This window comes from Arthrobacter sp. CMU6, from assembly GCF_059090205.1.
The window spans coordinates 14,874-36,632 of the sequence record NZ_JBNHFL010000031.1 but is presented as its reverse complement, the minus strand read 5'-3'; the positions used below and the strand labels follow the sequence as shown (position 1 = coordinate 36,632).

Annotated in this window: 15 protein-coding genes; 8 read left to right on the top strand and 7 right to left on the bottom strand. The window is 67.8% G+C overall.

Going from position 1 to position 21,759, the window contains the following annotated elements; all coding sequences use genetic code 11:
* The first annotated feature begins 7 nt into the window (after nucleotides 1–7).
* Nucleotides 8–589, top strand: coding sequence for an SRPBCC family protein (locus AC5RWD_RS18990; RefSeq protein WP_494021498.1), 582 nt, complete (start codon nucleotides 8–10; stop codon nucleotides 587–589).
* On the opposite strand, the gene AC5RWD_RS18985 is transcribed toward AC5RWD_RS18990, so the two are convergent.
* The 3 genes from AC5RWD_RS18985 to AC5RWD_RS18975 are packed head-to-tail and all read right to left on the bottom strand — an operon-like array spanning nucleotide 586 to nucleotide 7,332.
* Nucleotides 586–3,723, bottom strand: a complete 3,138-nt coding sequence (locus AC5RWD_RS18985) for an efflux RND transporter permease subunit (RefSeq protein ID WP_494021497.1) — start codon at nucleotides 3,721–3,723, stop codon at nucleotides 586–588. The two genes, AC5RWD_RS18990 and AC5RWD_RS18985, sit on opposite strands and share 4 nt — an antisense overlap.
* 1 nt (nucleotide 3,724) lies before the next feature.
* Nucleotides 3,725–4,177, bottom strand: a complete 453-nt coding sequence (locus tag AC5RWD_RS18980) for a hypothetical protein (RefSeq protein WP_494021496.1) — start codon at nucleotides 4,175–4,177, stop codon at nucleotides 3,725–3,727.
* Nucleotides 4,174–7,332, bottom strand: a complete 3,159-nt coding sequence (locus AC5RWD_RS18975; RefSeq protein ID WP_494021495.1) for an efflux RND transporter permease subunit — start codon at nucleotides 7,330–7,332, stop codon at nucleotides 4,174–4,176. The genes AC5RWD_RS18980 and AC5RWD_RS18975 overlap by 4 nt, the downstream gene beginning before the upstream one ends.
* A 483-nt stretch (nucleotides 7,333–7,815) precedes the next feature.
* Between AC5RWD_RS18975 and AC5RWD_RS18970 the strand changes: the two genes are divergently transcribed.
* From AC5RWD_RS18970 to AC5RWD_RS18955, 4 genes are all read left to right on the top strand, one after another.
* Entirely contained in the window at nucleotides 7,816–8,490 is a 675-nt protein-coding gene (locus AC5RWD_RS18970; RefSeq protein WP_494021494.1) for a DUF4232 domain-containing protein, read from the top strand.
* A gap of 159 nt (nucleotides 8,491–8,649) precedes the next feature.
* Nucleotides 8,650–10,140: an FAD-dependent oxidoreductase gene (locus tag AC5RWD_RS18965; RefSeq protein ID WP_494021493.1), complete on the top strand. Its 1,491-nt coding sequence runs from the start codon at nucleotides 8,650–8,652 to the stop codon at nucleotides 10,138–10,140.
* Nucleotides 10,141–10,191: 51 nt separating this feature from the next.
* Nucleotides 10,192–15,318, top strand: coding sequence for an Lhr family helicase (locus AC5RWD_RS18960; RefSeq protein WP_494021492.1), 5,127 nt, complete (start codon nucleotides 10,192–10,194; stop codon nucleotides 15,316–15,318).
* Nucleotides 15,311–16,189 (top strand): Fpg/Nei family DNA glycosylase, encoded by an 879-nt coding sequence (locus AC5RWD_RS18955; RefSeq protein ID WP_494021491.1) that lies wholly within the window; start codon nucleotides 15,311–15,313, stop codon nucleotides 16,187–16,189. The genes AC5RWD_RS18960 and AC5RWD_RS18955 overlap by 8 nt, the downstream gene beginning before the upstream one ends.
* A 127-nt stretch (nucleotides 16,190–16,316) precedes the next feature.
* On the opposite strand, the gene yczE is transcribed toward AC5RWD_RS18955, so the two are convergent.
* On the bottom strand, nucleotides 16,317–17,003 hold the full coding sequence (yczE, locus tag AC5RWD_RS18950) for a membrane protein YczE (protein WP_494021490.1): 687 nt from the start codon (nucleotides 17,001–17,003) through the stop codon (nucleotides 16,317–16,319).
* A gap of 60 nt (nucleotides 17,004–17,063) precedes the next feature.
* Here yczE and yczR point away from each other — a divergent pair, with 60 nt between their 5' ends.
* Both yczR and AC5RWD_RS18940 read left to right on the top strand, forming a co-directional pair.
* Complete coding sequence (yczR, locus tag AC5RWD_RS18945; RefSeq protein ID WP_494021489.1) at nucleotides 17,064–18,545, top strand: MocR-like transcription factor YczR; 1,482 nt, start codon at nucleotides 17,064–17,066, stop codon at nucleotides 18,543–18,545.
* Nucleotides 18,546–18,561: 16 nt separating this feature from the next.
* Nucleotides 18,562–18,735 (top strand): hypothetical protein, encoded by a 174-nt coding sequence (locus tag AC5RWD_RS18940; RefSeq protein ID WP_494021488.1) that lies wholly within the window; start codon nucleotides 18,562–18,564, stop codon nucleotides 18,733–18,735.
* A gap of 20 nt (nucleotides 18,736–18,755) precedes the next feature.
* On the opposite strand, the gene AC5RWD_RS18935 is transcribed toward AC5RWD_RS18940, so the two are convergent.
* On the bottom strand, nucleotides 18,756–19,448 hold the full coding sequence (locus AC5RWD_RS18935; protein WP_494021487.1) for an SRPBCC family protein: 693 nt from the start codon (nucleotides 19,446–19,448) through the stop codon (nucleotides 18,756–18,758).
* Nucleotides 19,445–20,071: a helix-turn-helix domain-containing protein gene (locus AC5RWD_RS18930; protein WP_494021486.1), complete on the bottom strand. Its 627-nt coding sequence runs from the start codon at nucleotides 20,069–20,071 to the stop codon at nucleotides 19,445–19,447. The genes AC5RWD_RS18935 and AC5RWD_RS18930 overlap by 4 nt, the downstream gene beginning before the upstream one ends.
* A 159-nt stretch (nucleotides 20,072–20,230) precedes the next feature.
* Between AC5RWD_RS18930 and AC5RWD_RS18925 the strand changes: the two genes are divergently transcribed.
* On the top strand, nucleotides 20,231–21,181 hold the full coding sequence (locus AC5RWD_RS18925) for an RluA family pseudouridine synthase (protein ID WP_494021525.1): 951 nt from the start codon (nucleotides 20,231–20,233) through the stop codon (nucleotides 21,179–21,181).
* A gap of 15 nt (nucleotides 21,182–21,196) precedes the next feature.
* On the opposite strand, the gene AC5RWD_RS18920 is transcribed toward AC5RWD_RS18925, so the two are convergent.
* Nucleotides 21,197–21,739 carry an O-acetyl-ADP-ribose deacetylase gene (locus AC5RWD_RS18920; RefSeq protein WP_494021485.1) on the bottom strand — a complete coding sequence of 181 codons (543 nt, stop codon included), beginning with the start codon at nucleotides 21,737–21,739 and terminating at the stop codon, nucleotides 21,197–21,199.
* Nucleotides 21,740–21,759 lie beyond the last annotated feature (20 nt).

Below are 21,759 nucleotides of genomic sequence, written 5' to 3'. Positions count from 1 at the left end.
GGCTCACATGAACGCCAGGGGCACCGGGAGCACGGACTACGCCTTCTTTACGGTCTGGCGGGTGGCCGGCAGCGCGGACGAGGTTGCCGAGATCCTCGGCGACCCCGTCGGACTCGCCCGCTGGTGGCCGTCCGTGTACCTCCGGGTGGACCCCATCCATCCGGGCCAGGAGAACGGTATGGGGCGGATGGCCAGGCTCCGCACCAAGGGCTGGCTCCCCTACACGCTCCGCTGGACCCTGACCGTCACGGAACCCATCAGCAGCAGGGGTATGGCAATCCGGGCAACCGGCGACCTGGACGGGACCGGGCGCTGGACGTTCGAGCAGGACGGGCCGGAAGTCCTGGTCACCTACGACTGGCGGGTCACTGCCACCAAGCCGCTGCTGAGGCGGCTCAGCTGGCTGCTGAAGCCCGGCTTCGAGGCCAACCACCGCTGGGCAATGGCCCGCGGGCAAGAGAGCCTGGCGCTGGAGCTGCGCCGCCGCCGTGCGGGCTCCAGCACGCATTCCGTCCCCGCACCACCGCCGCCCACGTTCCCGCGGGTGGCGGGGCGTGGGCGGCGGCTGGACTTGCGGGCCCGTGGCTAGGCGTTAACCAGTACGGGCTCCGGCGGTGCCTGGTGCCGGCTGGCCTTCGGCTTGGCGAACCTTAGGTACAGCGACGGGACCACGAACAGGTTGAGCAGCGTGGACGTCACCAGCCCGCCGAGGATCACCAGGGCCATGGGATGTTCAATCTCATGCCCGGGGATGTTCCCCAGGACCACCAGCGGCACCAGGGCAAGCCCGGTGGCCAGGGTGGTCATGAGGATCGGCGAGAGGCGTTCCCCGGCGCCCCGCAGCACCAGTTCGGGGCCGAACTTTTCACCCTCGTATTTCTCCAGGTGCTGGCAGTGGTTGATGAGCAGGATGCCGTTCCTGGCCGCGATGCCCATGACCGTCAGGAAGCCCACAATGGACCCCAGTGACAGGACGCCTCCGCCCATGAAGGCGGCAAACACCCCGCCCACCAAGGCAATCGGGAGTGTGAGGATCACCAGCGTCGCCAGCCGCCAGCTTCCGAAGGCGACCTGCAGGAGCAGGTAGATCACGGCCAGCGCCCCGATGGCGAGTGTCAGCAGGGTGTTGGTTGCCGCCTGGCGCTCCTGGAACTCACCCAGGATCTGCGTACGGAAGCCCGGGGGAAGCTCCACTTTCTTGAGCCCCTCCTCCATGGCCGCAACCACGGTACCCAGCGTGCCTTCCTTCACGTTGGCCTGGATATCGATCCGCCTCGAGTGTGCATCGCGCTGGATGACATTCGGGGTCGGCTTGACCTGGACGCTCGCCACATCGGACAGCAGGATCTTCTTCCCGCTCGGTGTGTCGATCGGCAGGTTCTGGATGCTGGTGATGTCCGAACGAACCTCCGGCGGGCTCCAGACCTGGACGTCGTAGGCCTTGCCGCCCCGGTAGACGTCGCCGACTTCCTCGCCGGCCACCATGGTTGCCGCAGCCCGGCGGACGTCGCCCGGCTTCAGCCCGTAGCTCTGGGCCTTGGCCAGGTCAACCTCGATATTGATCTGAGGAATGTCCTTTTGCAGGGCCGTCTGGACGTCAATGGCTCCCTCGGTGGCGTCAAAGATGGAATGGATTTCCGCCGCCTTTGAGCGCAGGAGCGCCAGGTCATCCCCGTAAAGCCGGACGACGACGGCGTTGCTGGCTCCGGTGAGAACCTCGCGGATTCTCTCCTTCAGGTAGGTCTGGACATCGCGGACGATACCCGGATAGCCATCCACCACTTCATGGATTGACTTCAGTGTCTGGTCATAGTCCACCGCGGGATCGATGCTGATCCAGTTCTCACCGAAGTACACACCCACGACCTCATCTGCGTTGAATGCCTGCCCGATGTGGGAGCCGCAGTTCCGGACACCCGGAATCGTGAGCAGTTCCTCGCAGGCCTTCTGGCTGACGCGGTACTCCTCCGTGACCGACGTGCCCGGCTGGGTCAGCCAGTGCATTAGGAAGTCGCGCTCCTTGAAGTCAGGCAGCAGCGACTGCCCGAGCAGCGGTGCGGTGATGGCACCGATGGCCGCCATGGCCCCGAAGGTCGCGTACCCCGCCACGGGCCGCTTCACCATCCGGCTCAGGACCGCGCGGTAGCCGCGTTTGAGCACCCTCACCAGAGGCGGTTCCTGTTCCTTCAGGGGAACCTTCCGCATGAAGATCAGCGCCAGTGCGGGGGTAACGGTCAGCGCCACGAGCATCGACGCCAGCACCGCCAGGGTGTAAGAGATGGCCAGCGGCCTGAAGAAGGCCCCGGTCAGTCCCTGCAGGAAGAAGATCGGCACCGCCGCGGCGATGATGATCAGCGTGGCGTAGATGATCGGTCCGCGGACCTCCAGGGAGGCCTCCAGGACCACCGAGGCCGTGGACCGTGTCCCGCCCTCCGCGCGGTGCTGCCGGAGTCTTCGGATGATGTTCTCGATGTCGATGATCGCATCATCCACCACCACCCCGACGGCAATCACCAGCCCCGCCAGGACCATGGTGTTCACCGAGGCACCCGTGAGGTAGAGGACGGATGCCGTCGTCACCAGCGACAGCGGGATGGCGATCAGGCTGATCAGCGCCGTCCGCCACTGGAAGAGGAAGGCGCCCAGTACCAGCACCACGAGGATGCAGCCCAGCATCAGCGCGCGGCTGAGGTTGTTCAGGGACTCCTCGATGAAGGTGGCCGGACGGAAGATCTCCGTATCGACCGCGATGCCGCTGAGCCCTGGCTCCATCTGTTCCAGCGCTGCTTCCACACCCCGGGTGACTTCCAGGGTGTTGCCCCAGGGAAGTTTCTCGACGATGAGCATCAGGCCTTGGCCCTGGTTGATCACGGCGTCGCCAATGAGCGGCTGGTGGTCCTCCACGACGTTGGCCACGTCACCAAGCCGGAGCGGTTTCCCGTTCTTCTCCTCGATGGTGATCTGTGCGAGGTCTTTCGGTGTCGTGATCGGCAGCACGTGCTGGATGCTGAGCCGCTGGTTGGGCGTCTCGATGTGGCCGCCGGTGCCGATGACGGAACCCGGTGAATACTGGAGCAGGCCGGCGTCGAGCGCGTTGGCCGTGACCTCCATCACCTGGTTCAGGCTGACATCGTTGGCCTTCAGCTTCTCCGGAATGGCCTGCACCTGCAGCATCTGCAGACGCTCACCCCAGATGGCCACGTTGGCCACGCCGGGAACCCGCAGCAGGTGGGCGCGGATCTTCCAGTACGTGATCATGGACATTTCCATGAGCGAACGCTGGTCCGAGGTCAGCCCGATCTTCATGACCCGACTGGTGGACGACAGCGGTTGCAGCATCACCGGCGGCGCCGCCCAGGTGGGCAGCGACGGCGTGACGGTGGCGATACGCTCCGAAACCAGCTGGCGGGCCTTGAGCAGGTCCGCCCCCGGAGCGAAGATCAGCACGATTGAGGAGAGCTGCTCCACAGACTTGGAGCGGATCTCGTCCAGCCCTTCGACGCCGTTGAGGGCGTCTTCGAGCGGAACGGTCACCAGCTGCTCCACCTCGGCGGCGGTCAGGCCAATGGCGATGGTCTGGATCTCCACCTTCGGCGGCGCGAATTCGGGAAAGACGTCCACCGAGGCCGTGCTGAGCTGGACGCCGCCGAACGCCATCATTGCCACCGCGATGGCCACCACCAAGGCGCGGAATTTCAGGCTGAACCCGACGATCCGGCGCATGTCAGTGACCCTTAGTGCCGAATTCGGCGCCGAACAGTTCCGCGGCACCAACGGTGACAACATCGGTTCCTGCAGCCGGACCGGACCGGAGCTGCACGTTGTTGTCGGCGATCTTGTCCACCGTCACCGCGGCCCGGATGTAGGTCCGCGGCTCGGGATTGGTGTAGACCCAGGTCTTGCCGTTGGCGTCGTAGACCAGGGCGCCGTAGGGCACCTGGAGGGGACTGCCTTTGCCCTTGGTCACCTTGACCGTGGTGATTCCGAGACGTTCCACTGCCTTGTCGGTCAGTGTCAGCTTGTTCAGGTCCGGGCCGGCTTTCTCCATGGTCGACGCTGCCTGCCCGGCGGGTGTCGCGGCGGTTTTTACCGTGGCGCATCCGGAGAGGCCGATCGATGCTGCGCAGACCAGCACCAGAACAGAACGCCAGCCCCCAAAATCACTATTGCTTTTCATGACAATTCCGACCTCTCTGCCAGAACCGGTCCGTTGTTAATCACCAATGAACTCCCCCAGTCCGTGTTGGTGCGTGGACCAACGCGCAGGAAGAGGATCGGCAGAATAAAGAGGGTCAGGAGGGCAGTGGTAATAAGCCCGCCCCACACAACCAGCGCCAGCGGAAGGAGCATGCTTCCGCCGACCGGCCCGCCGAGCAGCACCAGCGGCACCAGTGCCAGTCCGGTGATCACGGTGGTCAGAACAGTTGGCAGCAGCCGCTCTCCAGCCGCCTGCCGCATGAGGTGCGCCGGCGAGTCCGCCGGGGCACGGGACTGCAGCGACTGGTACGTTCCCATCAGCATGATCACGTCCCGGATTGCCAGGGCGAGCACTGCCGCCAGGGCCACCAGAACGTACACAGAGCCGAAACCGCCTGCCAGGTCGGCGGCGAGGATGCCGCCGGACAGCGCTACCGGAAGCAGCACGAAGACGAGGGCAGCGAGCCGCCAGTTGCCCAGGACCGTCAGTAGCAGGACCAGGATGCCGGCTGCCGCCGCCAGGGCGAGCCACCAGATAAACGCGCCGGCGGCTTCCTTTTCGGCGTACTGCGGCGGGATCTCAGCGTGGTACTCCACCGGGAACTGCATTCCCTTGATGGCGGCCTGGACGTCCTTGGTCACGTCACCGAGGTTGCGACCCTGGATGTTGGCCACGACGTCGATGCGCCTGGAGGTGTCGTCATGGTGGATCACGGTCTGGTTGGGGCGGAGCGTGACCGTGGCCACGTCACCCAGCCGGACCTGCCCGCCTTCAGGCTTGTCGACCATCATGTCGGTAACGCTGCTCAGGCTGTTGCGCGTGGATTCCGTACCCTTGACGATCACCTGGAAGACCTTTTGCTGCTCGAACAGGTACCCGACTTCGATGCCCTGCAGGACGGTCGCAGCTGCCCGCCTGACGTCGCCGGGCTTGATGCCCTGCTTCTGCGCCTTGGCGAGGTCAACCTCGATTTCCGCTACCGGCTGGTCTACCGTGACCTCCACCTGCGGCTCGACAACGCCGGCCGTACGTGACAGGATCCCGCGGATCTCCTCTGCTTTCTGGCGGAGGATGTCCAGGTCCACACCGTAAACGCGCACCCGGAACTGGCGGTTGTCGATTTCGCTGGCAGCAGCAACCTGCTGCTCCGGGTAGGTGGTCACCTTCGCCGTCAGGCCCGGGTATCCCTCAACAATCTCCCGCACCTCTGAGCGCACCCTGCTGACGTTGACGCCGTCCTCCATGGTCACCCAGAGCTCGCCTGCATTGACGTCAGCGGAGCTATCGGAGGTAATGGCACGTCCCACATGGCCGCCCACGGAGGAGACTCCGCGGATTCCGCTGAGCTCTTCGCTGGCGTTGGTCATGACCCTGTTCATCACGTCGGCCCCTGTGCTGGCCCCCGCCGCCCATTCCACGAGCAGGGTCCGGTCGGGAACAGAGGCCACTACGGGAAGTTCCTTCGTGGCTCCCGGGACGATCGCCAGCGCGGCGATGGCCATGGCAGCCGCCGCAAGGGCGAACACCGTGGCAACCGTTCCAGTGAAGGCCCGCGCCGAGCGCTCATAGCCGAGCCGGGCTTTGCGGACCATCGAAAGGCTGCGCCGGGGCCGCATGCGACCCCGCAGCAGCAGGCTCGCCAGGGCAGGCGTGACAGTCAGCGCAATCAGCATCGCCACGGCGGTAGCCAACAGGTAGGACAGCACCAGAGGCTTCAGGAACGCACCTTCCACGCCCTGAACGAACAGCGCCGGAGCAAGTGCGAGCAGCGCGGTGAGCCCGGCGAAGAGGACAGGAACGCGGGACCGCTGCAGCCCGTGGGCAAGCAGTGCTTCGCGCGATACCCGGTCATCGGCCGATTCCCGCCGGAAGCTGTGCAGGTCCGTGATGACGTCGCCAATAACCACGAGGAGGGCAAGGACCAGACCGGCGAACGCCATGATGTTCAGGACCGCGCCTTGGAACTGCAGCACCAGCGCCGCAGCCATGGCCGCCACGGAAATGGAAACGAGGGCCAGCACGGCGTACCGCCAGGAGCGGAATGCGATGCCGATCGCCGCAGTGACCACCAGGAGGCTGACCAGCAGGGCAAGGCCCAGGCTGCCGACGGCGGACTCAACAAATGAGGCCGGGCGAAACACGGTGGAGTCCACGGTGATGCCGGAAAGGCCAGGACGCAGGCCGTCCAGCACCGCCTCAACACCCTTCGTCACGTCCGCGACGCTCGTATCCGGGAACTTCTCGATGACCAGCAGCAAGCCCGGCGACTTGCCAGTCACGGCGTCGCCGATCAGCGGCTGGTGGTCTTCGCTCAGGGTGGTGACGTCGGCCAACGTCAGCGACTTGTCAGCGGCACCCTCCACGCTGACTTTGCCGAGGTCTGCCGGTGTCCGGATCGGAAGCACGTGCTGGATACCGATGCGCTGGTTGGCGGACTCAAGGAAGCCGCCCGTGCCCGGGGTTGATGCTTCCAGGAAGCTCAAAGGCGACACCCACACCGCATTTCCGGCAGTCTCCACCACCTGGTTAAGGGTGACGTTCTTCGCCCGCAGCTGCTTCGGGTCCACCTGAACCTGCAGCTGCTGTTCGCGCTGGCCATAGATGGAGACGTTTGCCACCCCCGGGACACCCATCAGTGCGGGCTTGACGTCCCAGCGGGCCAGGACGGACATGTCGATTGGTGAGACGTCCTGGGAAGTCATCTGCACCATCATGACGCGGCTCGTCGAGGAGAGCGGCTGCATCAGTACCGGCGGAGACGACACGTTGGGCAGCGCGAAAGCCTGCGTCAGCCGCTCTGCCACGAGCTGCCGGGCGCGCAGGATGTCGGTGCCAGGCTCAAAAACCATTTCAATCGAGGAGAGGCCAGGGACTGACTTCGAACGTATTTCGTCGAGCCAGGCAACCCCGTTCAGCAGGTCGGCCTCCATAGGAGAGGTAATAAGCTGTTCGACCTCCACGGCCGACAGGCCCAGTGCCTCGGTTTGAATCTCCACATGCGGCGGAGAGAACTCTGGAAGGTTATCCACTGGCATTGACGGCAGGGTGGTTAATCCGAACCCCAGAATGCCGGCAGCAGCGGCTAAAACAATCAATCTAAACTTAAGACTCCAGCGGACAAGCCAACCGGTCATAACCTCAGCCCCCATCGTTATTGGCTTCGGCGGCGTTGCCGGAAACCAATGACTGATGCGCCTCTTCAGGAACGTCCGCAGCGGCGTTGCCGCGGACGAGTGCCGAGCTGTCTCCCCTCAACCCTGCGCATCCCCCTTACCGAAGGACACTTCTGGCCACGGAAATGAATGATGGACCGCGGCCAGACGATGAGCATATTTTCTTACCGGCTTTTCCTTGCCGGCGTTTCGATTCCTGCAAGGTGTGGACAAGCGAGACCAAGATCAGTTTGGCACAGCGAAATCTGCATATCAACGCAACAATTTCCCTTGAACGAGCAAATTTTGCGCTAGGCAATTCGGTAATCGTTGCATCTCGCTCGGCACAAACGGTCCCAACCCGAACCAAGGGAGTCCCCGCGTGCAGGTCACAATCCTGCCATTAATTTGCCCGTCCGCCGCGCCGTCGTTGACTCCGGCAGTCATGCCCGCAATGTTAGAGCCATGAGGCCTCAGCGAATCACCAACGGACTATTAGGCACGACGGCGGCTGCCGCACTGGCTCTGCTGCTCACCGCTTGCGGACCAAGCCAGCCCGCCACCCAGGGGACCACCGAACTGGCAACCGGCACAGCCACCCCGAGCACGCAGGCGGCCCCCGCAACATCCGCACCGCCGTCGTCCTCTGCTTCACCTACTCAGCCGCGGCCGGCTTCGCCAACTTCGAGTTCAGGGGCACCGCAGTCCACCGCCGCCGGCACCCAGCTGTGCAAGGCATCCGGGCTGAAGGCCACCACGGATGCCACCGGCGGCGGCGCCGCCGGCAGTGTCTACATGGAGCTGATCCTCACCAACAGCGGCCAGACCGCCTGCCACCTCAAGGGTTTCGCAGGCGTGTCCCTGACCGCCGGACCCAACGGCCAGCCAATCGGCGCCCCGGCCCAGCGCGACACCTCCGTCGCCGTCCAGGATGTCCTGCTGGCACCCGGAAAGTCGGGCACCGCGGTGCTCCGTTACACGCAGGCAGGGAACTACCCGGACTGCAAGAAGACCGCTGCCGCCGGATTCCGGATCTACCCTCCGGAGGACACCGCATCGCTCTTCGTGGCCCGGCCTTCGGATGCCTGCAGCAATGCCTCCATTGAGCTCCTGAGCATCGGCGCATTCCAGGCCCGCTGACGCAAAGCTTGCCCCGGGCAGCGTGCCCTGCTCCAAGCCTGTTCGGGCCCTGACTCCGTAAGTACACTTACGATTACGTCGGGGCCCTGGGTGGCAGCACCAGGCCTGCCGCGGGAACGCCCCGCGGCAAAGACGCAGGCCAAAGGCAGGTTGAGACACGTGACGTCACTCTGGTTGGACCGTACCGACACTTTCACCAGCGACCCTTTCACCCCCGGCGAAACCTTTGACACCGTGGTGGTGGGTGCGGGATTGACCGGCCTGACCACGGCGCTGCTGCTGGCCCGCTCCGGCCAGGACGTACTTGTCCTGGAGGCCCGCGGGCTGGGCGCCGTGGCAACCGGCAACACCACCGCCAAAGTCACCCTGCTGCAGGGCACCGTGCTGTCCGCCCTCCGGCAGCAGTACCCCCAGAAGGTGGTGGACGCGTACGTCTCAGGCAACCGGGAGGGCCAGGCGTGGCTGCTGCGGTACCTCGAGCAGCGCAGTGTGCCGTTCCAGGTGCGCGATGCCTACACTTACGCCACCACGCCGCAGGGCACGGAAGCCGTCCGCGGGGAACTTGTCGCAGCCCTCGCCGCCGATCTGGAAGTGGACTACGTCCGGGACGCGGGGCTGCCGTTTCCTGTGCGGGGAGCCGTGCGACTTCGCAACCAGGCCCAGATCAACCCCATGGATGTGCTCACTGCTTTGGCGGAGGACGTCCGTAGCCACGGCGGCAGGATTGTCACCGGGGAGCGGGTCCGGAACGTCACCGGCGCGGGGCCGTCAACCGTCCACGTGGACCGCGGATCGGTCCAGGCCGACTCGGTGGTGCTGGCCACGGGCAGCCCGATTCTGAACCGCGGCCTCTACTTCGCCAAGCTCAAGCCGAACCGCTCCTACGCCGCAGCCCTGGAGCTGACCGGAGATGCGGCACCGCCGGAAGGCATGTACCTGTCCGTCGAGCAGCCCGTGCGTTCCATCCGGGACTACCCCGCGGATGGCCGGAATCTGCTCCTCGTGGGCGGCAACGGGCACCCGGTGGGAAAGGCGCGCTCGGAACAGGCGCACCTGGAGGACGTCCTGTCCTGGGCGCGGCAGCACTTCCCTGTTGCCGCCGTCACCCACACCTGGTCCGCGCAGGATTACCAGGCCACCAACCTCATGCCGTTCTTCGGCAAGCTCCCCCGCGGCCGCGGGCGCATCTTCTTCGCCACCGGCTATAACAAGTGGGGCATGACCAACGCGGTGGCCGCTTCCCTGGGCATCGCCGCGGACATCCTCGGCGGCCAGCTGCCGTGGGCCAACACTATCCACCGCCGGGTGACATCCCCTCCGGGCGCAGCCTCGGCCGTGACCCTGAACGCCGGAGTGGCCGCCACGCTGGCAAAGGACTGGGGCAGGCTGAGAAAGCTGCCACCCTCGGACGGCGCAGTACCGGCCGAGGGCGCGGGCACTGTGGCGCTGCGGGACCGGAAGCCCGTGGGCACGTCCACTGTTAACGGAACGACGTGCAGCCTGTCCGCCGTCTGCACGCACCTGGGCGGAATCCTGCACTGGAACGACAACGAGAAATCCTGGGACTGCCCGCTGCACGGCTCCCGGTTCAGCAGCGACGGGCAGGTCCTTGAGGGGCCGGCCACGCGCGACCTTCCCCCGGCCGGGTAGGGCCGACCTGATGTTCCTCTACGTGTCAGTACCTTGAGGCATGATGGAGGCATGCAGTCGCAGGAGCCCGCCGGCAATTCCGGCGGCACGTCCGCCGGGGACTCCATGGGCCAGTTCGGCCGGCCCACCAGGGAGTGGTTCCTCGGTGCATTCTCCGAGCCCACCCCCGCCCAGCAGGGTGCCTGGAATGCGATTTCATCGGGTTCACACGCCCTGGTGGTGGCCCCCACCGGCTCCGGCAAAACCCTCGCGGCGTTCCTCTGGGCGCTGGACCGGCTCCTGGTGTCCGGATCGTCAGCACCCGCCGGCGCCTTGCCTGCCCCCGCCGTGCCGCCCGACGCTGAAGTGCTGCCCGGGCTAGACGAACCCTCCACCGGGGCCAAACCCAGACAGCCTCGGGCACGGAAGCCCAAGCGGAAAACCCGGGTACTGTACATCTCCCCGCTCAAGGCGCTTGGCGTCGACGTCGAACGCAACCTCCGGTCCCCGCTCATCGGCATTACCCAGACCGCCAAACGGCTGGACCTGCCGGCTCCCCTGATCACCGTCGGAGTCCGGTCCGGCGACACCCCCGCCTCCGACCGCCGCGCCCTGCTCAGCAACCCGCCGGACATCCTGATCACCACCCCCGAGTCCCTCTTCCTGATGCTCACCTCCAGGGCGCGGGAAACGCTCAGCGAGGTGGACACCGTCATCGTGGACGAGGTCCACGCCGTGGCCGGCACCAAGCGAGGTGCGCACCTGGCCGTCTCGCTCGAGCGGCTTGACGCATTGCTCGCTGCCCCTGCGCAGCGGATCGGGCTCTCGGCCACCGTCGAGCCGCGGGGACTCGTGGCGCAGTTCCTGGCCGGTTCGGCACCCGTGGAGATCGTCGCCCCGCCCTCGAAGAAGAACTGGGACCTCACCGTATCTGTCCCCGTGGAGGACATGTCCGATCTCCAGGGCGCCGCCGGAGCCTTCGATTCCGGGCCGGCCTCCGGCCTGCAGCCGCAGGCCTCCATCTGGCCGCATGTGGAGGAAAAGATCGTGGACCTGGTGCTGGCCAACCAGTCCACCATCGTCTTTGCCAACTCGCGCCGGCTTGCCGAACGCCTGACCGCGCGCCTCAACGAAATCCACGCGGAACGCCAACTCCTGACGGTGGGCGGAGGCTGGGACGATCCCGCTCCACCCCCGCCCGGCGGCGTTCCGGCGTCCACCGCCACACCCGCGCACATGATGGCGCAGGCGGGAGCCACCGCGGGGGCCGAGCCGCTGCTGGCCCGGGCCCACCACGGCTCCGTGTCCAAGGACCAGCGTGCCCTGATCGAGGACGACCTCAAGTCCGGCCGGCTGCGCTGCGTGGTGGCCACGTCATCGCTGGAACTCGGCATCGACATGGGTGCCGTGGACCTCGTGGTGCAGGTCGAATCGCCGCCGTCGGTGGCCAGCGGGCTGCAGCGCGTGGGCCGCGCCGGGCACCAGGTGGGCGAGATCTCGCAGGGCTACCTGTTCCCCAAGCACCGGGCGGACCTCGTGCACACCGCCATCACCGTTGAGCGCATGCTGGACGGCAAGATCGAGCGGCTGAGCGTGCCGGCCAACCCCCTGGACATCCTGGCCCAGCAGACTGTGGCGGCAACCGCGCTGGGCAGCATCGACGTGGAGGAATGGTTCTCCACCGTCCGCCGCTCCGCCCCGTTCGCCACGCTCCCCCGGTCCGCCTTCGAGGCCACGCTGGACCTGCTGGCCGGCCGCTACCCCTCGGATGAATTCGCCGAGCTCCGGCCCCGGATCGTCTGGGACCGCAACGCCGGGACCATCGAGGGCAGGCCCGGTGCCCAGCGGCTGGCCGTCACGTCCGGCGGCACTATCCCGGACCGCGGGCTGTTCGGTGTCTACATCATCGGCACGGAGACCGAGGGGTCGGCCTCGCCGGCCGGAGCGGGTGACGGCAAAGGCCCGGGCACGGCCCCTGCCAAGGGCGGCCGGCGGGTGGGCGAGCTCGACGAGGAGATGGTCTACGAATCCCGCGTCGGCGACATCTTCGCGCTGGGCGCCACCAGCTGGAAGATCGAGGACATCACGCACGACCGCGTGCTGGTCTCCCCCGCCTTCGGCCAGCCCGGCAAACTTCCCTTCTGGAAGGGCGATTCGCTGGGACGGCCCGTGGACCTGGGCCGCGCCCTCGGCGCGTTCGTCCGCGAACTGTCGGCGTCCGACGTCGGCCCCGCCACCGAACGCTGCAAGGCCAGCGGCCTTGACGACTTCGCCGCGAACAACCTCCTGCAGTACCTGTCCGAACAAAAGCTGGCCACGGAGGTGGTCCCCAGCGACACCACCCTCGTGGTGGAGCGCTTCCACGACGAACTCGGCGACTGGCGGGTCATTCTGCACAGCCCGTTCGGCATGCCGGTCCACGCGCCCTGGGCCCTGGCCGTGGGGCAGCGGCTGCACCAGCGGTATGGCGTGGACGGGTCCGCCATGGCGGCCGACGACGGCATCGTGCTCCGCGTGCCGATGATGGAGGACGAGCCTCCCGGCGCCGAGTTGTTCCTGTTCGACCCCGAGGAGCTGGAGCAGATTGTCACCGCCGAGGTGGGTGGCAGTGCCCTGTTCGCTTCCCGCTTCCGCGAGTGTGCCGCGCGGGCCCTGCTGCTGCCGCGGCAGACACCCGGCAAACGGCAGCCGCTGTGGCAGCAGCGGCAGCGGTCCGCCCAGCTGCTGGATGTCGCCCGGAAATTCCCGTCGTTCCCGATCGTGCTGGAGACCGTCCGCGAATGCCTGCAGGATGTGTACGACCTGCCGGCCCTGAAGGATATCGCCGCCTCGGTTGAACGGCGCGAACTCCGGATTGTCCAGACCACCACCCAGCAGCCGTCCCCGTTCGCCAAGTCCCTGCTGTTCGGCTACGTGGCGCAGTTTCTTTACGAAGGCGATTCCCCGCTCGCCGAACGCCGGGCGGCTGCGCTGGCGCTCGACTCCACTCTGCTCAACGAACTCCTGGGGCGGGTGGAGCTGCGCGAACTACTGGACGCCCGGGTCATCGACGCCACAGAACGCGAGCTGCAGCGCCTTGTGCCTGACCGGAAAGTCCGGGGCATGGAGGGGGTGGCCGATCTTCTCCGGCTGCTCGGACCGCTGGACGCCGGGGAAGTCGCCGCCAGGCTCGCCCCTTTGACTGGGCCCGCCGAGACCGAAACCGCGTTCGTTGAGCCCGTCGAAACCGCGTTGGTTGAGCCCGCCGAAACCCCTCTGGCTGAGCCCGCCGAGGCCGCGGAAGCACAGGCATCAACGGCCGAGGCCGCTGCCCACCTCGCCGCCCTCCAGCGGGCGAACCGGGCCATCAAGGTCACCATTGCCGGCGTCGAACGCTTCGCCGCGGTGGAAGACGCCGCCAGGCTGCGCGACGCCATCGGCGTCCCCCTGCCCATGGGCGTCCCCCTCGCCTTCATCGAGCCGGTGGCGGACCCGCTGGGCGACCTCGTCTCGCGCTATGCCCGCACCCATGGCCCGTTCACCGCCACCGAAGCGGCAGCCAGGCTGGGACTTGGTGCCGCCGTCGTGGGAACCGCCCTGAAGCGGCTCGCGGCCGACGGCCGCGTGGTGGAAGGCGAATTCCGGCCCCACGCCGAATCCGCTGCCGGCGGACGCGCCGCTGCCATGTCCGAGGCAGATTCCGGTTCCGGCCTTGACCCCGTCGCCGAAGCGGCGGCTGCGTCGGCCGCCGCTTCAGCCACCGTGGCCCTGGCCGGCAGCGAATGGTGCGACGCCGAAGTCCTCCGCAAGCTCCGACGGCGCTCGCTCGCCGCACTGCGGGCAGAGGTGGAGCCCGTGGACGTTACCGCCTATGGCAGGTTCCTGCCGGCCTGGCAGCATGTCTGCACGCCGGGCGCCGGACGGGGACAGCCGGCACTGCGCGGGCTGGACGGCATCATCACCGCCGTGGACCAGCTCTCCGGCATGCCCATACCCGCCTCCGCCTGGGAACCGCTGGTGCTTGCCGGCCGGGTGTCCAACTACCAGCCCGCCATGCTGGACGAGCTCATGGCCGCCGGCGAGGTCCTCTGGTCTGGCGCCGGCTCGCTGCCGGGCAACGACGGCTGGATCAGCCTGCACCTGGCGGATTCGATGGAGCTGACGCTGAATCCGGCCCCTGACTTTGAACCGGGTGATGCCCAGCGCCGGCTGCTGGACCACCTGCTGGCCAACGGCGGCGGCTACTTTTTCCGGCAGCTGACGGACATTGCCGGCGGCATGGACGCGGTGCTGGGCGACCAGGACGTCGTGTCCGCCATCTGGGACCTTGCCTGGGCCGGCCGGATCACCGGGGACACGTTCGCCCCGGTCCGGGCCCTGATCGCGGGCGGACACACAGCCCACCGGCAGGTCGCGCGCGCCCCACGGGCCCGGGCCCCGCGCCTCAGCCGGCTGGGACGCTCGCACGGCACGGGCCTGCTCGGTTCGCCCGGGCTTTCCGGCGGGCGCTACGGATCAGTCGGCGGCGCGGTCCCCACTCCGCCGCTCGCGGCCGGGCGCTGGTCCGCGCTGCCCACACCCGAGCTCGATCCCACCATCCACGCCCGTGCCACCGCGGAGCTGCTCCTTGACAGGTACGGGGTGGTCACGCGCGGATCAGTCATGGCCGAGAACATCCTGGGCGGATTCGGGCTCATGTACAAGGTCCTGGCCCGGCTGGAGGAGGCCGGACGGTGCCGGCGGGGGTACTTCATCGAACACCTCGGTGCTGCCCAGTTCGCCGTGCCCGCTACCGTCGACCGGCTGCGCTCGTATACCGAGGACGCCCAACTGACCAAGCCGGAACCCGTGGCGCTGGCCTTGGCGGCAACAGACCCGGCCAACCCCTACGGCGCCGCCCTGCCGTGGCCCGCCGGCAACGTCGAAGCCGGCAGCGGGCACCGCCCGGGGCGGAAGGCCGGTGCGCTGGTGGTGCTGGTCGACGGCGCGCTGGCGCTGTACGTCGAACGGGGCGGGAAGACGCTGCTGGTCTTTACGGAGGACGAATCCGTTCTCGCCGCCGCTGCCGGAGCCCTCGTGGACGTGGTGAAGCGCGGGGCAGTGGACAAGCTCGTCATGGAAAAGGTCAACGGCCACGGCATCCTCGACACCCCTGCGGCACTGGCACTGACTGCTGCCGGCGCATACTCCACACCGAAGGGGCTGAGGATCCGTGCCTGAAGGCGACTCCGTCTGGCGCGCCGCCAACCAACTGCACACTGCCCTCGCCGGCCAGAAACTTCTCGCGTCCGATTTCCGCGTGCCCCGCTTCGCCACCCTGAACCTGGCCGGCTGGACCATGGAGGAGGTTGTCCCCCGCGGCAAGCACCTGCTGATGCGGCTCGCCGGCCCGGACCACGAGCGGCTGACCATCCACTCGCACCTGAAAATGGAGGGCAGCTGGCAGATCTACCCGCCAGGAGGCAGGTGGCGGAAGCCGGGATTCACGGCCCGGTGCGTGCTCCGCACGGCTGTTGCCGACGCCGTCGGATTTTCCCTTGGCCTGCTGGAGGTGATCAAGACCGGCGAAGAGGACAAGGCTGTGGGATTCCTGGGCCCGGACCTGCTGGGCCCGGACTGGGACCCGGCCGAGGCCGAGCGCCGCGTGGCGGCGAGGCCCGAGGTGCCGGTTGGGGTGGCCCTCCTGGACCAGAGCAACCTCGCCGGCATCGGGAACATCTACCGCTGCGAGGTATGCTTCCTGGCCGGCATCCACCCGGCGACGCCTGTTGCTGCCGTGACCGACTGGCCCGCGATCTTTGCCGCCGCCAAGCAGTTGCTCGAGGCGAACCTCGGACCGGGCCGGCGGACAACACTGCTCAACGCCCGTGGTACTCCGGTGGGCCGGGCTGCCGGCCGTCCCGGCTACTGGGTGTACCGGCGCGAGCACCAGCCGTGCCTGCGCTGCCGGACCCCCATCCGGCACGGCGTGCTGGGCAAGAGCGTGCCGGGCAACAGCGTCCGGGGCGGCCAAGCCGGGATAGTCACGGAGGAACGCGACATCTACTTCTGTCCCAAGTGCCAGCCGCTGCTGGGCGCGCCCGAAACCTGACAACCGCGCCGCGGGACAAGCAAACAGCCGAAGGACGCGGAACCGGCCGGGGGACGCGCACATGCGGGCGTCCCCACACTGGTAGCGCGTCGCGGGGAAGGATGCGCGTCCCCCGGGAAGATGCCCGTCAGGGAACGGCGACCGGCGCCCCGGACCCGCCCTTGCGGTCCCCGGCCGCTGGATCGGCGGGCTGGTCCCCGGGCTTCGAACGAGCGGCCTGATCTCCTGCCGGCACCCGGGCCGGAACCATGAAGTACGGCAGCAAGAGCTGGACCAGAGGGCCGATCGCCAGGGCATAAACCACGGTCCCCACGCCGACCGAACCGCCGAGGAGCCAGCCTGCGCCGAGCACCACAACCTCGATCAGTGTCCGCGAGAGGCGTACCGACCAGCCGCTGCGCCGTGCCAGGCCGGTCATGAGCCCGTCGCGGGCCCCCGGGCCGAAGCGGGCGCCGATGTAGCACGCGGAGGCGATCCCGTTGAGCAGCACCGCGCCGGCCAGCATCGCGATCTGGCCGCCGAGGTGGGAGAACGCCGGGATCAGGGCGAGCCCGACGTCGGCAAAGACCCCCACGAGGACGGCATTGCACAGTGTGCCGAAGCCCGGCCGCTGCCGTAGCGGAATCCACAGCAGAAGCACCAGGAAACTGACGATGATGACCACCACGCCGATGCTCAGCCCGGTCTTGCCGGCAACGCCCTGGTGGAACACGTCCCACGGGTCGAGTCCGAGCCCGGCCCGGATAAACAGGGCCAGGGATATGCCATACATGGCCAGGCCGGTGAAGAGCTGTGCAAGTCTGCGGATCATCATTGAACCATCCTGCGGCAGAACTGGCCTTGTTTTCCATGGCCAGTTTGAGATACTGGCCTGATGTCCGGCTCCCTCAACCCCACCGCCCTTGCCCGTCTCCTGGGCCAGTGGCACCGCGGGAACGCTCCCGCCTACCGCGAACTGGCCGACGTCGTGCGCCTTTTGGTGCTTGACGGGCGCATCCCGCTGGGCACCGCGCTGCCCAGCGAGCGGACGCTGTCCGCCGCCCTTGCCGTCAGCCGCACCACGGTGACCGCGGCATATTCCAGCCTCCGCGACCAGGGGTTCCTGAGCAGCGGCCAAGGCACGCGCAGCCGCACGTGCCTGCCGCGGACCGCATACGCGGCCGGCCAGGGGCGGGACGAGGGTGCGGGCTTGTCGGGGGCGCCGGGCCTTGCTGTTCCCGATGGCGTCATCGACCTCGCGTATGCGTCGCTCCCGGCCAGCGGCGAGGCGGTCCATCAGGCGTTCGCCGCTGCCCTCACGGAACTGCCCGCCCTGCTGCCCGGCTTCGGCTACGACGCCCTGGGCGTCCCGGCCCTCCGGGAGGCGATCGCCGGCCACTATGCCAACGCCGGCGTGCCCACCACGGCCGCGCAGATCCTGGTGACATCCGGCGCGCAGCATGCGCTCAACATCGTGCTGCGGGCGCTCGTGGGGAAGCAGGACAAGGTCCTCGTGGAGCAGCCGACCTATCCGAACGCGCTCGATGCCATCCGCGCCACGGGCTGCCGCATGGTGCCGGTGCCCCTTCCGCCGGCGTCGGAGCGGGGCTGGGATCTGGACTCGATCGAGCCTGCCCTCCTGCAGCAGCGGCCCCGCATGGCCTACACGGTTCCGGATTTCCACAACCCCACCGGCCGGCTGATGCCCGACGCCCAGCGCCGCCGGCTGGTCCGCGCCGCCGCAGCGTCGGGCACTGTCCTGGTGGTGGATGAGACCCTCCGTGAGCTGAACCTCGACGGCGGCACAGCGGCTCCGCTGGCATCGTTCAGTCCGTCCGTGGTGTCCATCGGATCGCTCAGCAAGTCACACTGGGCGGGAATGCGCACGGGCTGGATCCGCGCCTCGGAAAGCCTCATTCAGCGGTTCGCGGCCGTCCGGACCACGATGGATCTTGGCGGCCCGGTGGTGGAGCAGCTTGCGGCGGCCCACCTGGTGCGGAACCTGGCCGGTCCGCTGCCTGCCCGGCTGTGCGCGCTCCGCGAGAACCGCTCCGCACTGCTGGAACTGCTCAAGGCCCACCTGCCGCGGTGGGAGGCGGAAAGGCCCAACGGCGGCCTGGCCGTCTGGTGCCGGTTGCCGTCACCCAGCAGCACTGCACTGACCGTCATAGCCCCGGAACTCGGCATCCGCCTCGCTGCCGGCCCGCGTTTCGGCGTGGGCGGGGTGTTTGAAAACTTCCTCCGCATTCCGTTCACACTGCCCCCGGACCAGCTGGAGACCGCAGTCCTCGCGCTGCGGGCCGCCCAGGACAGGCTGGACGCCGCGCCGCAGCTAAGGCGGACCCTCCGGGATTCCCCCGCGGCCGCCATCGCCTGATCAGGGAGTGCGGGCGGTGGACGACGGGTTCCGCTCGTTCCGCGATTCGCAGGTGGCCGCTGCAACTGGCGGCCACCGCGCCCTGGGCCTGGCCTACAGGACCTGGGCACTCGACCACGAGGCCCCATGCCGCCTGATGTTCGGCGGCGCAACGGCGGCCTACAGTGAGTTCACGCCGAGCCCCGCCTGACACCCCGGCGCGGTCCGGAACTACGCGTAGACCTTTTCGAGGAATGCACCCCACGCTTTTGCCGTGGTCTCGGAATCGCCGCTGCCGCTGAAGTCATGCACCGTCATGCCCACCGGCGCGCCGAACGCATTGCGGCCAAAGAACCGATACATGGCGTCCGCGGTCCGCAGGCCCAGGAAGTTTTCGTTGGAGAAGTCCACCTGCCCGCTCAGCCGCCCGACGCCGTCGACCTCCACATTGAGAGCGTCCCCCTGGGAGGCGCCCTCCACGCCGAGGGCCATCTTGAGCCGCACGAAGCCGTCCGGCGTCTGCGAGCCGGCGGGGGCCTGGATGTCCGTGAAAACGACGGGCTGGCCGTCGAAGTGCTTCAGGTATTGGCCCAGCGTGTGAAGGTAGAACTCCGTGTGCTTGCTGGCGCCGTCGTACTGCTCGTCCCAGTTGTCCGCGAAGATGCCGCTGTGGACGTAGTGGAGCCTTGCCCGCCCGCCGTCCAACGGCTCCAGGACATGCTCCAGCTGGTTGAACCAGCCGTCCGGGCCGTCCATGCGCGACACCAGATGCTGCGGATATTCCTCCACGGTTTTGACGTCCGGCCACTGGTCCGTGGGAAACATCCAGCCCGGAGTGCCCTTGGTTACGGCCTCCCAGACCCGTTCCGGGGTGCCCGGCAGCTCGGTGTCAAAAACAATCTCGAATTTCCTGTCATCAGTCATTGTCCTGCTCCTTGGCTGGAATGTTTTTTGGATGGGTCTTGTGCTATCGGCTTGAGTGCGGGGTGAAGCGCGACGACAAGCCGGTGCTTCCGTCCCCCCGCGCCGCCATGGTGGTACTGGTCCACAAGCCGCGTGACCGCCACGCCGAGATCCTCGGCGAAAGCCGCACGGTCAGCGGCGGTGCGGAAGGTGATCTCGCCGTCGATCGCGAACGTGGCAAGTTTCTGCCGCGCGGCGGCAGCACCGGCGATAAGCTTCCCCACTTCCTGGACCATGCGGCCGGCGAGCGCCAGCAGCCAGAAGGCGGAGAAGCGGTCCGCGAAACGGCGCGGATCCGGCGCCACCGACTGCAGCGCCACCGGGGAGATGAGGTAGGACGCCGCCGTGGCCCGCAGCACACGTTCGGTGACGTTGCCCTTGCGGCGCTCCTCCACCAGCTCGACGAGGCCGTGCCGCTCCAGTGCCTTGAGGTGGTAGTTCACCTTCTGCCGCGGCAGCCCCACCTTCGCGGCGAGCTGCGTTGCCGAGCCCGGCTCCGCCAGTTCCTGTAGGATGCGGGTCCGGATGGGATCCAGCGAAGCCTCTGCCGCCGCCGGGTCCTCGATCACTTCGATGTCCAACATGGCTCAAGTATCCCTACCGACAATTTTATTTGTCAAGAACTTTTTTCCCGTCCGTGACCGCTTCGATGGTCCCCTGCGCACTCGACGTGGGGCATCGTCTAGCGCGGCAGGGAACCGTCGAAACGGGGGCAGGAGGGGGCAAAGTAGAATGGACCGGTGATGCAATCCCCCCTTCCCGTGCGCGACGGCGTGAACGCCACCCGTCTGCGCCTCCCGGACGAGGGCCCCTGGACCACCGCAATGGACTACATGATGCACCGCTGGGGGCACATTGACCCGCAGGGCATCGAGGACCGGTTCGACGCCGGCGAGATCGTGGGCGAGGGCGGCATCCCCCTGCACCGCGGCACCAGGCTCGAGGACCACACCTTCATCTGGTACTACCGCACGCTCCCGCCGGAAACCCGCCTCCCCGTCGAGCTGAACATCCTGCATCAGGACGAGCACATCCTGGTGGTGGACAAGCCGCACTTCCTGCCCACCACGCCCGGGGGCACGTACATCCAGGAATCCGCGCTGGTCCGGCTCCGGAACCAGCTGGACCTCCCGGACCTGATCCCGATGCACCGCCTGGACCGCATGACCGCGGGCATCCTCCTGCTCTCCACCAACCCGGAGACCCGCGGCAAGTACCAGGTGCTGTTCGAGAAGCGCCAGGTCCAGAAGGAATACGAGTGCGTGTCCGCCGCTGAACCGGCTGCCGGGCATCCCGTCGTCGACTTCCCGGTGGTGGTTTGCAACCGGATGACGAAGTCCCGCAGCTACCTTCTGGCGGAGGTGATCGACGGCGAGCCGAATGCGGAGACCCGCATCGACCTGCTGCGGACGTTCGACGCCGAAACTTCCGACGGCGGTTCGCCCGCCACCTGTTCCCGCGGGCTCTACCGGCTTGAACCGCACTCCGGGAAAACCCACCAGCTTCGGGTGCACATGGCCTCACTGGGCCTGGGCATCCTGCACGATTCGTTCTACCCCGAGCTGCTGGACAAGGCCCCGGACGACTACACCAAGCCACTCCAGCTGCTGGCACGCGGCATCCGTTTCGTGGACCCCATCACCAAAGAGCCCGTCGAGTACCGCAGCCGCCTCGAGCTGAGCGAAGTCCGCTAGCCAGGCCGAGGTACGCTACTCAGCACCTTCAAGGACATCCCGGAAGACCGCCACGGTTTCCGGGCTGAAGAGCACGAACTCCACCAGCTCGACGCCGTCCTCGCCGCCTTCGGCAGAACGGCGGGCGGCGTACGACCGGACGGCATCAAAGGCCACCTGCGCCACCTGGCGGGCGTCCCAGCCGTAGACCCCGGCGCTCACTGCGGGAAAAGCCAGCGACCGGACACCCAGGCCCTCGGCAACACGCAGGCTCTCGGTGAAGCAGGACGCCAGCAAGGCCGGATTGGTCTGCCCGGCGCGGCGGTTGGGCCCGACCGTGTGGATGACCCAGCGCGCCGGCAACCCGAACCCGGGGGTGGCCACGGCAGCGCCCACCGGCAGCCCGTCCTGGAGCGTCGTTGCCCGTAGCTCGCGGCACGCGGCCAGCAGTTCCGGCCCCGCCGCCCGGTGGATCGCCCCGTCCACGCCACCGCCACCCAGCAGCGAAGAGTTGGCCGCATTCACCACCGCGTCAACCGGCCGTTCGGTGATGTCACCCTCAACGATCTCAATCCGCATGCAGCCAGTGTGGCATTGTG

Coding starts and splice junctions, on each gene's coding strand:
- yczR (WP_494021489.1), top strand. CDS start 17,064: ATGTCCGGCTCCCTCAACCCCACCGCCCTTGCCCGTCTCCTGGGCCAG.
- AC5RWD_RS18935 (WP_494021487.1), bottom strand. CDS start 19,448: ATGACTGATGACAGGAAATTCGAGATTGTTTTTGACACCGAGCTGCCG.
- AC5RWD_RS18925 (WP_494021525.1), top strand. CDS start 20,231: ATGCAATCCCCCCTTCCCGTGCGCGACGGCGTGAACGCCACCCGTCTG.
- yczE (WP_494021490.1), bottom strand. CDS start 17,003: ATGATGATCCGCAGACTTGCACAGCTCTTCACCGGCCTGGCCATGTAT.
- AC5RWD_RS18980 (WP_494021496.1), bottom strand. CDS start 4,177: ATGAAAAGCAATAGTGATTTTGGGGGCTGGCGTTCTGTTCTGGTGCTG.
- AC5RWD_RS18985 (WP_494021497.1), bottom strand. CDS start 3,723: ATGCGCCGGATCGTCGGGTTCAGCCTGAAATTCCGCGCCTTGGTGGTG.
- AC5RWD_RS18990 (WP_494021498.1), top strand. CDS start 8: ATGAACGCCAGGGGCACCGGGAGCACGGACTACGCCTTCTTTACGGTC.
- AC5RWD_RS18930 (WP_494021486.1), bottom strand. CDS start 20,071: ATGTTGGACATCGAAGTGATCGAGGACCCGGCGGCGGCAGAGGCTTCG.
- AC5RWD_RS18970 (WP_494021494.1), top strand. CDS start 7,816: ATGAGGCCTCAGCGAATCACCAACGGACTATTAGGCACGACGGCGGCT.
- AC5RWD_RS18920 (WP_494021485.1), bottom strand. CDS start 21,739: ATGCGGATTGAGATCGTTGAGGGTGACATCACCGAACGGCCGGTTGAC.
- AC5RWD_RS18960 (WP_494021492.1), top strand. CDS start 10,192: ATGCAGTCGCAGGAGCCCGCCGGCAATTCCGGCGGCACGTCCGCCGGG.
- AC5RWD_RS18975 (WP_494021495.1), bottom strand. CDS start 7,332: ATGACCGGTTGGCTTGTCCGCTGGAGTCTTAAGTTTAGATTGATTGTT.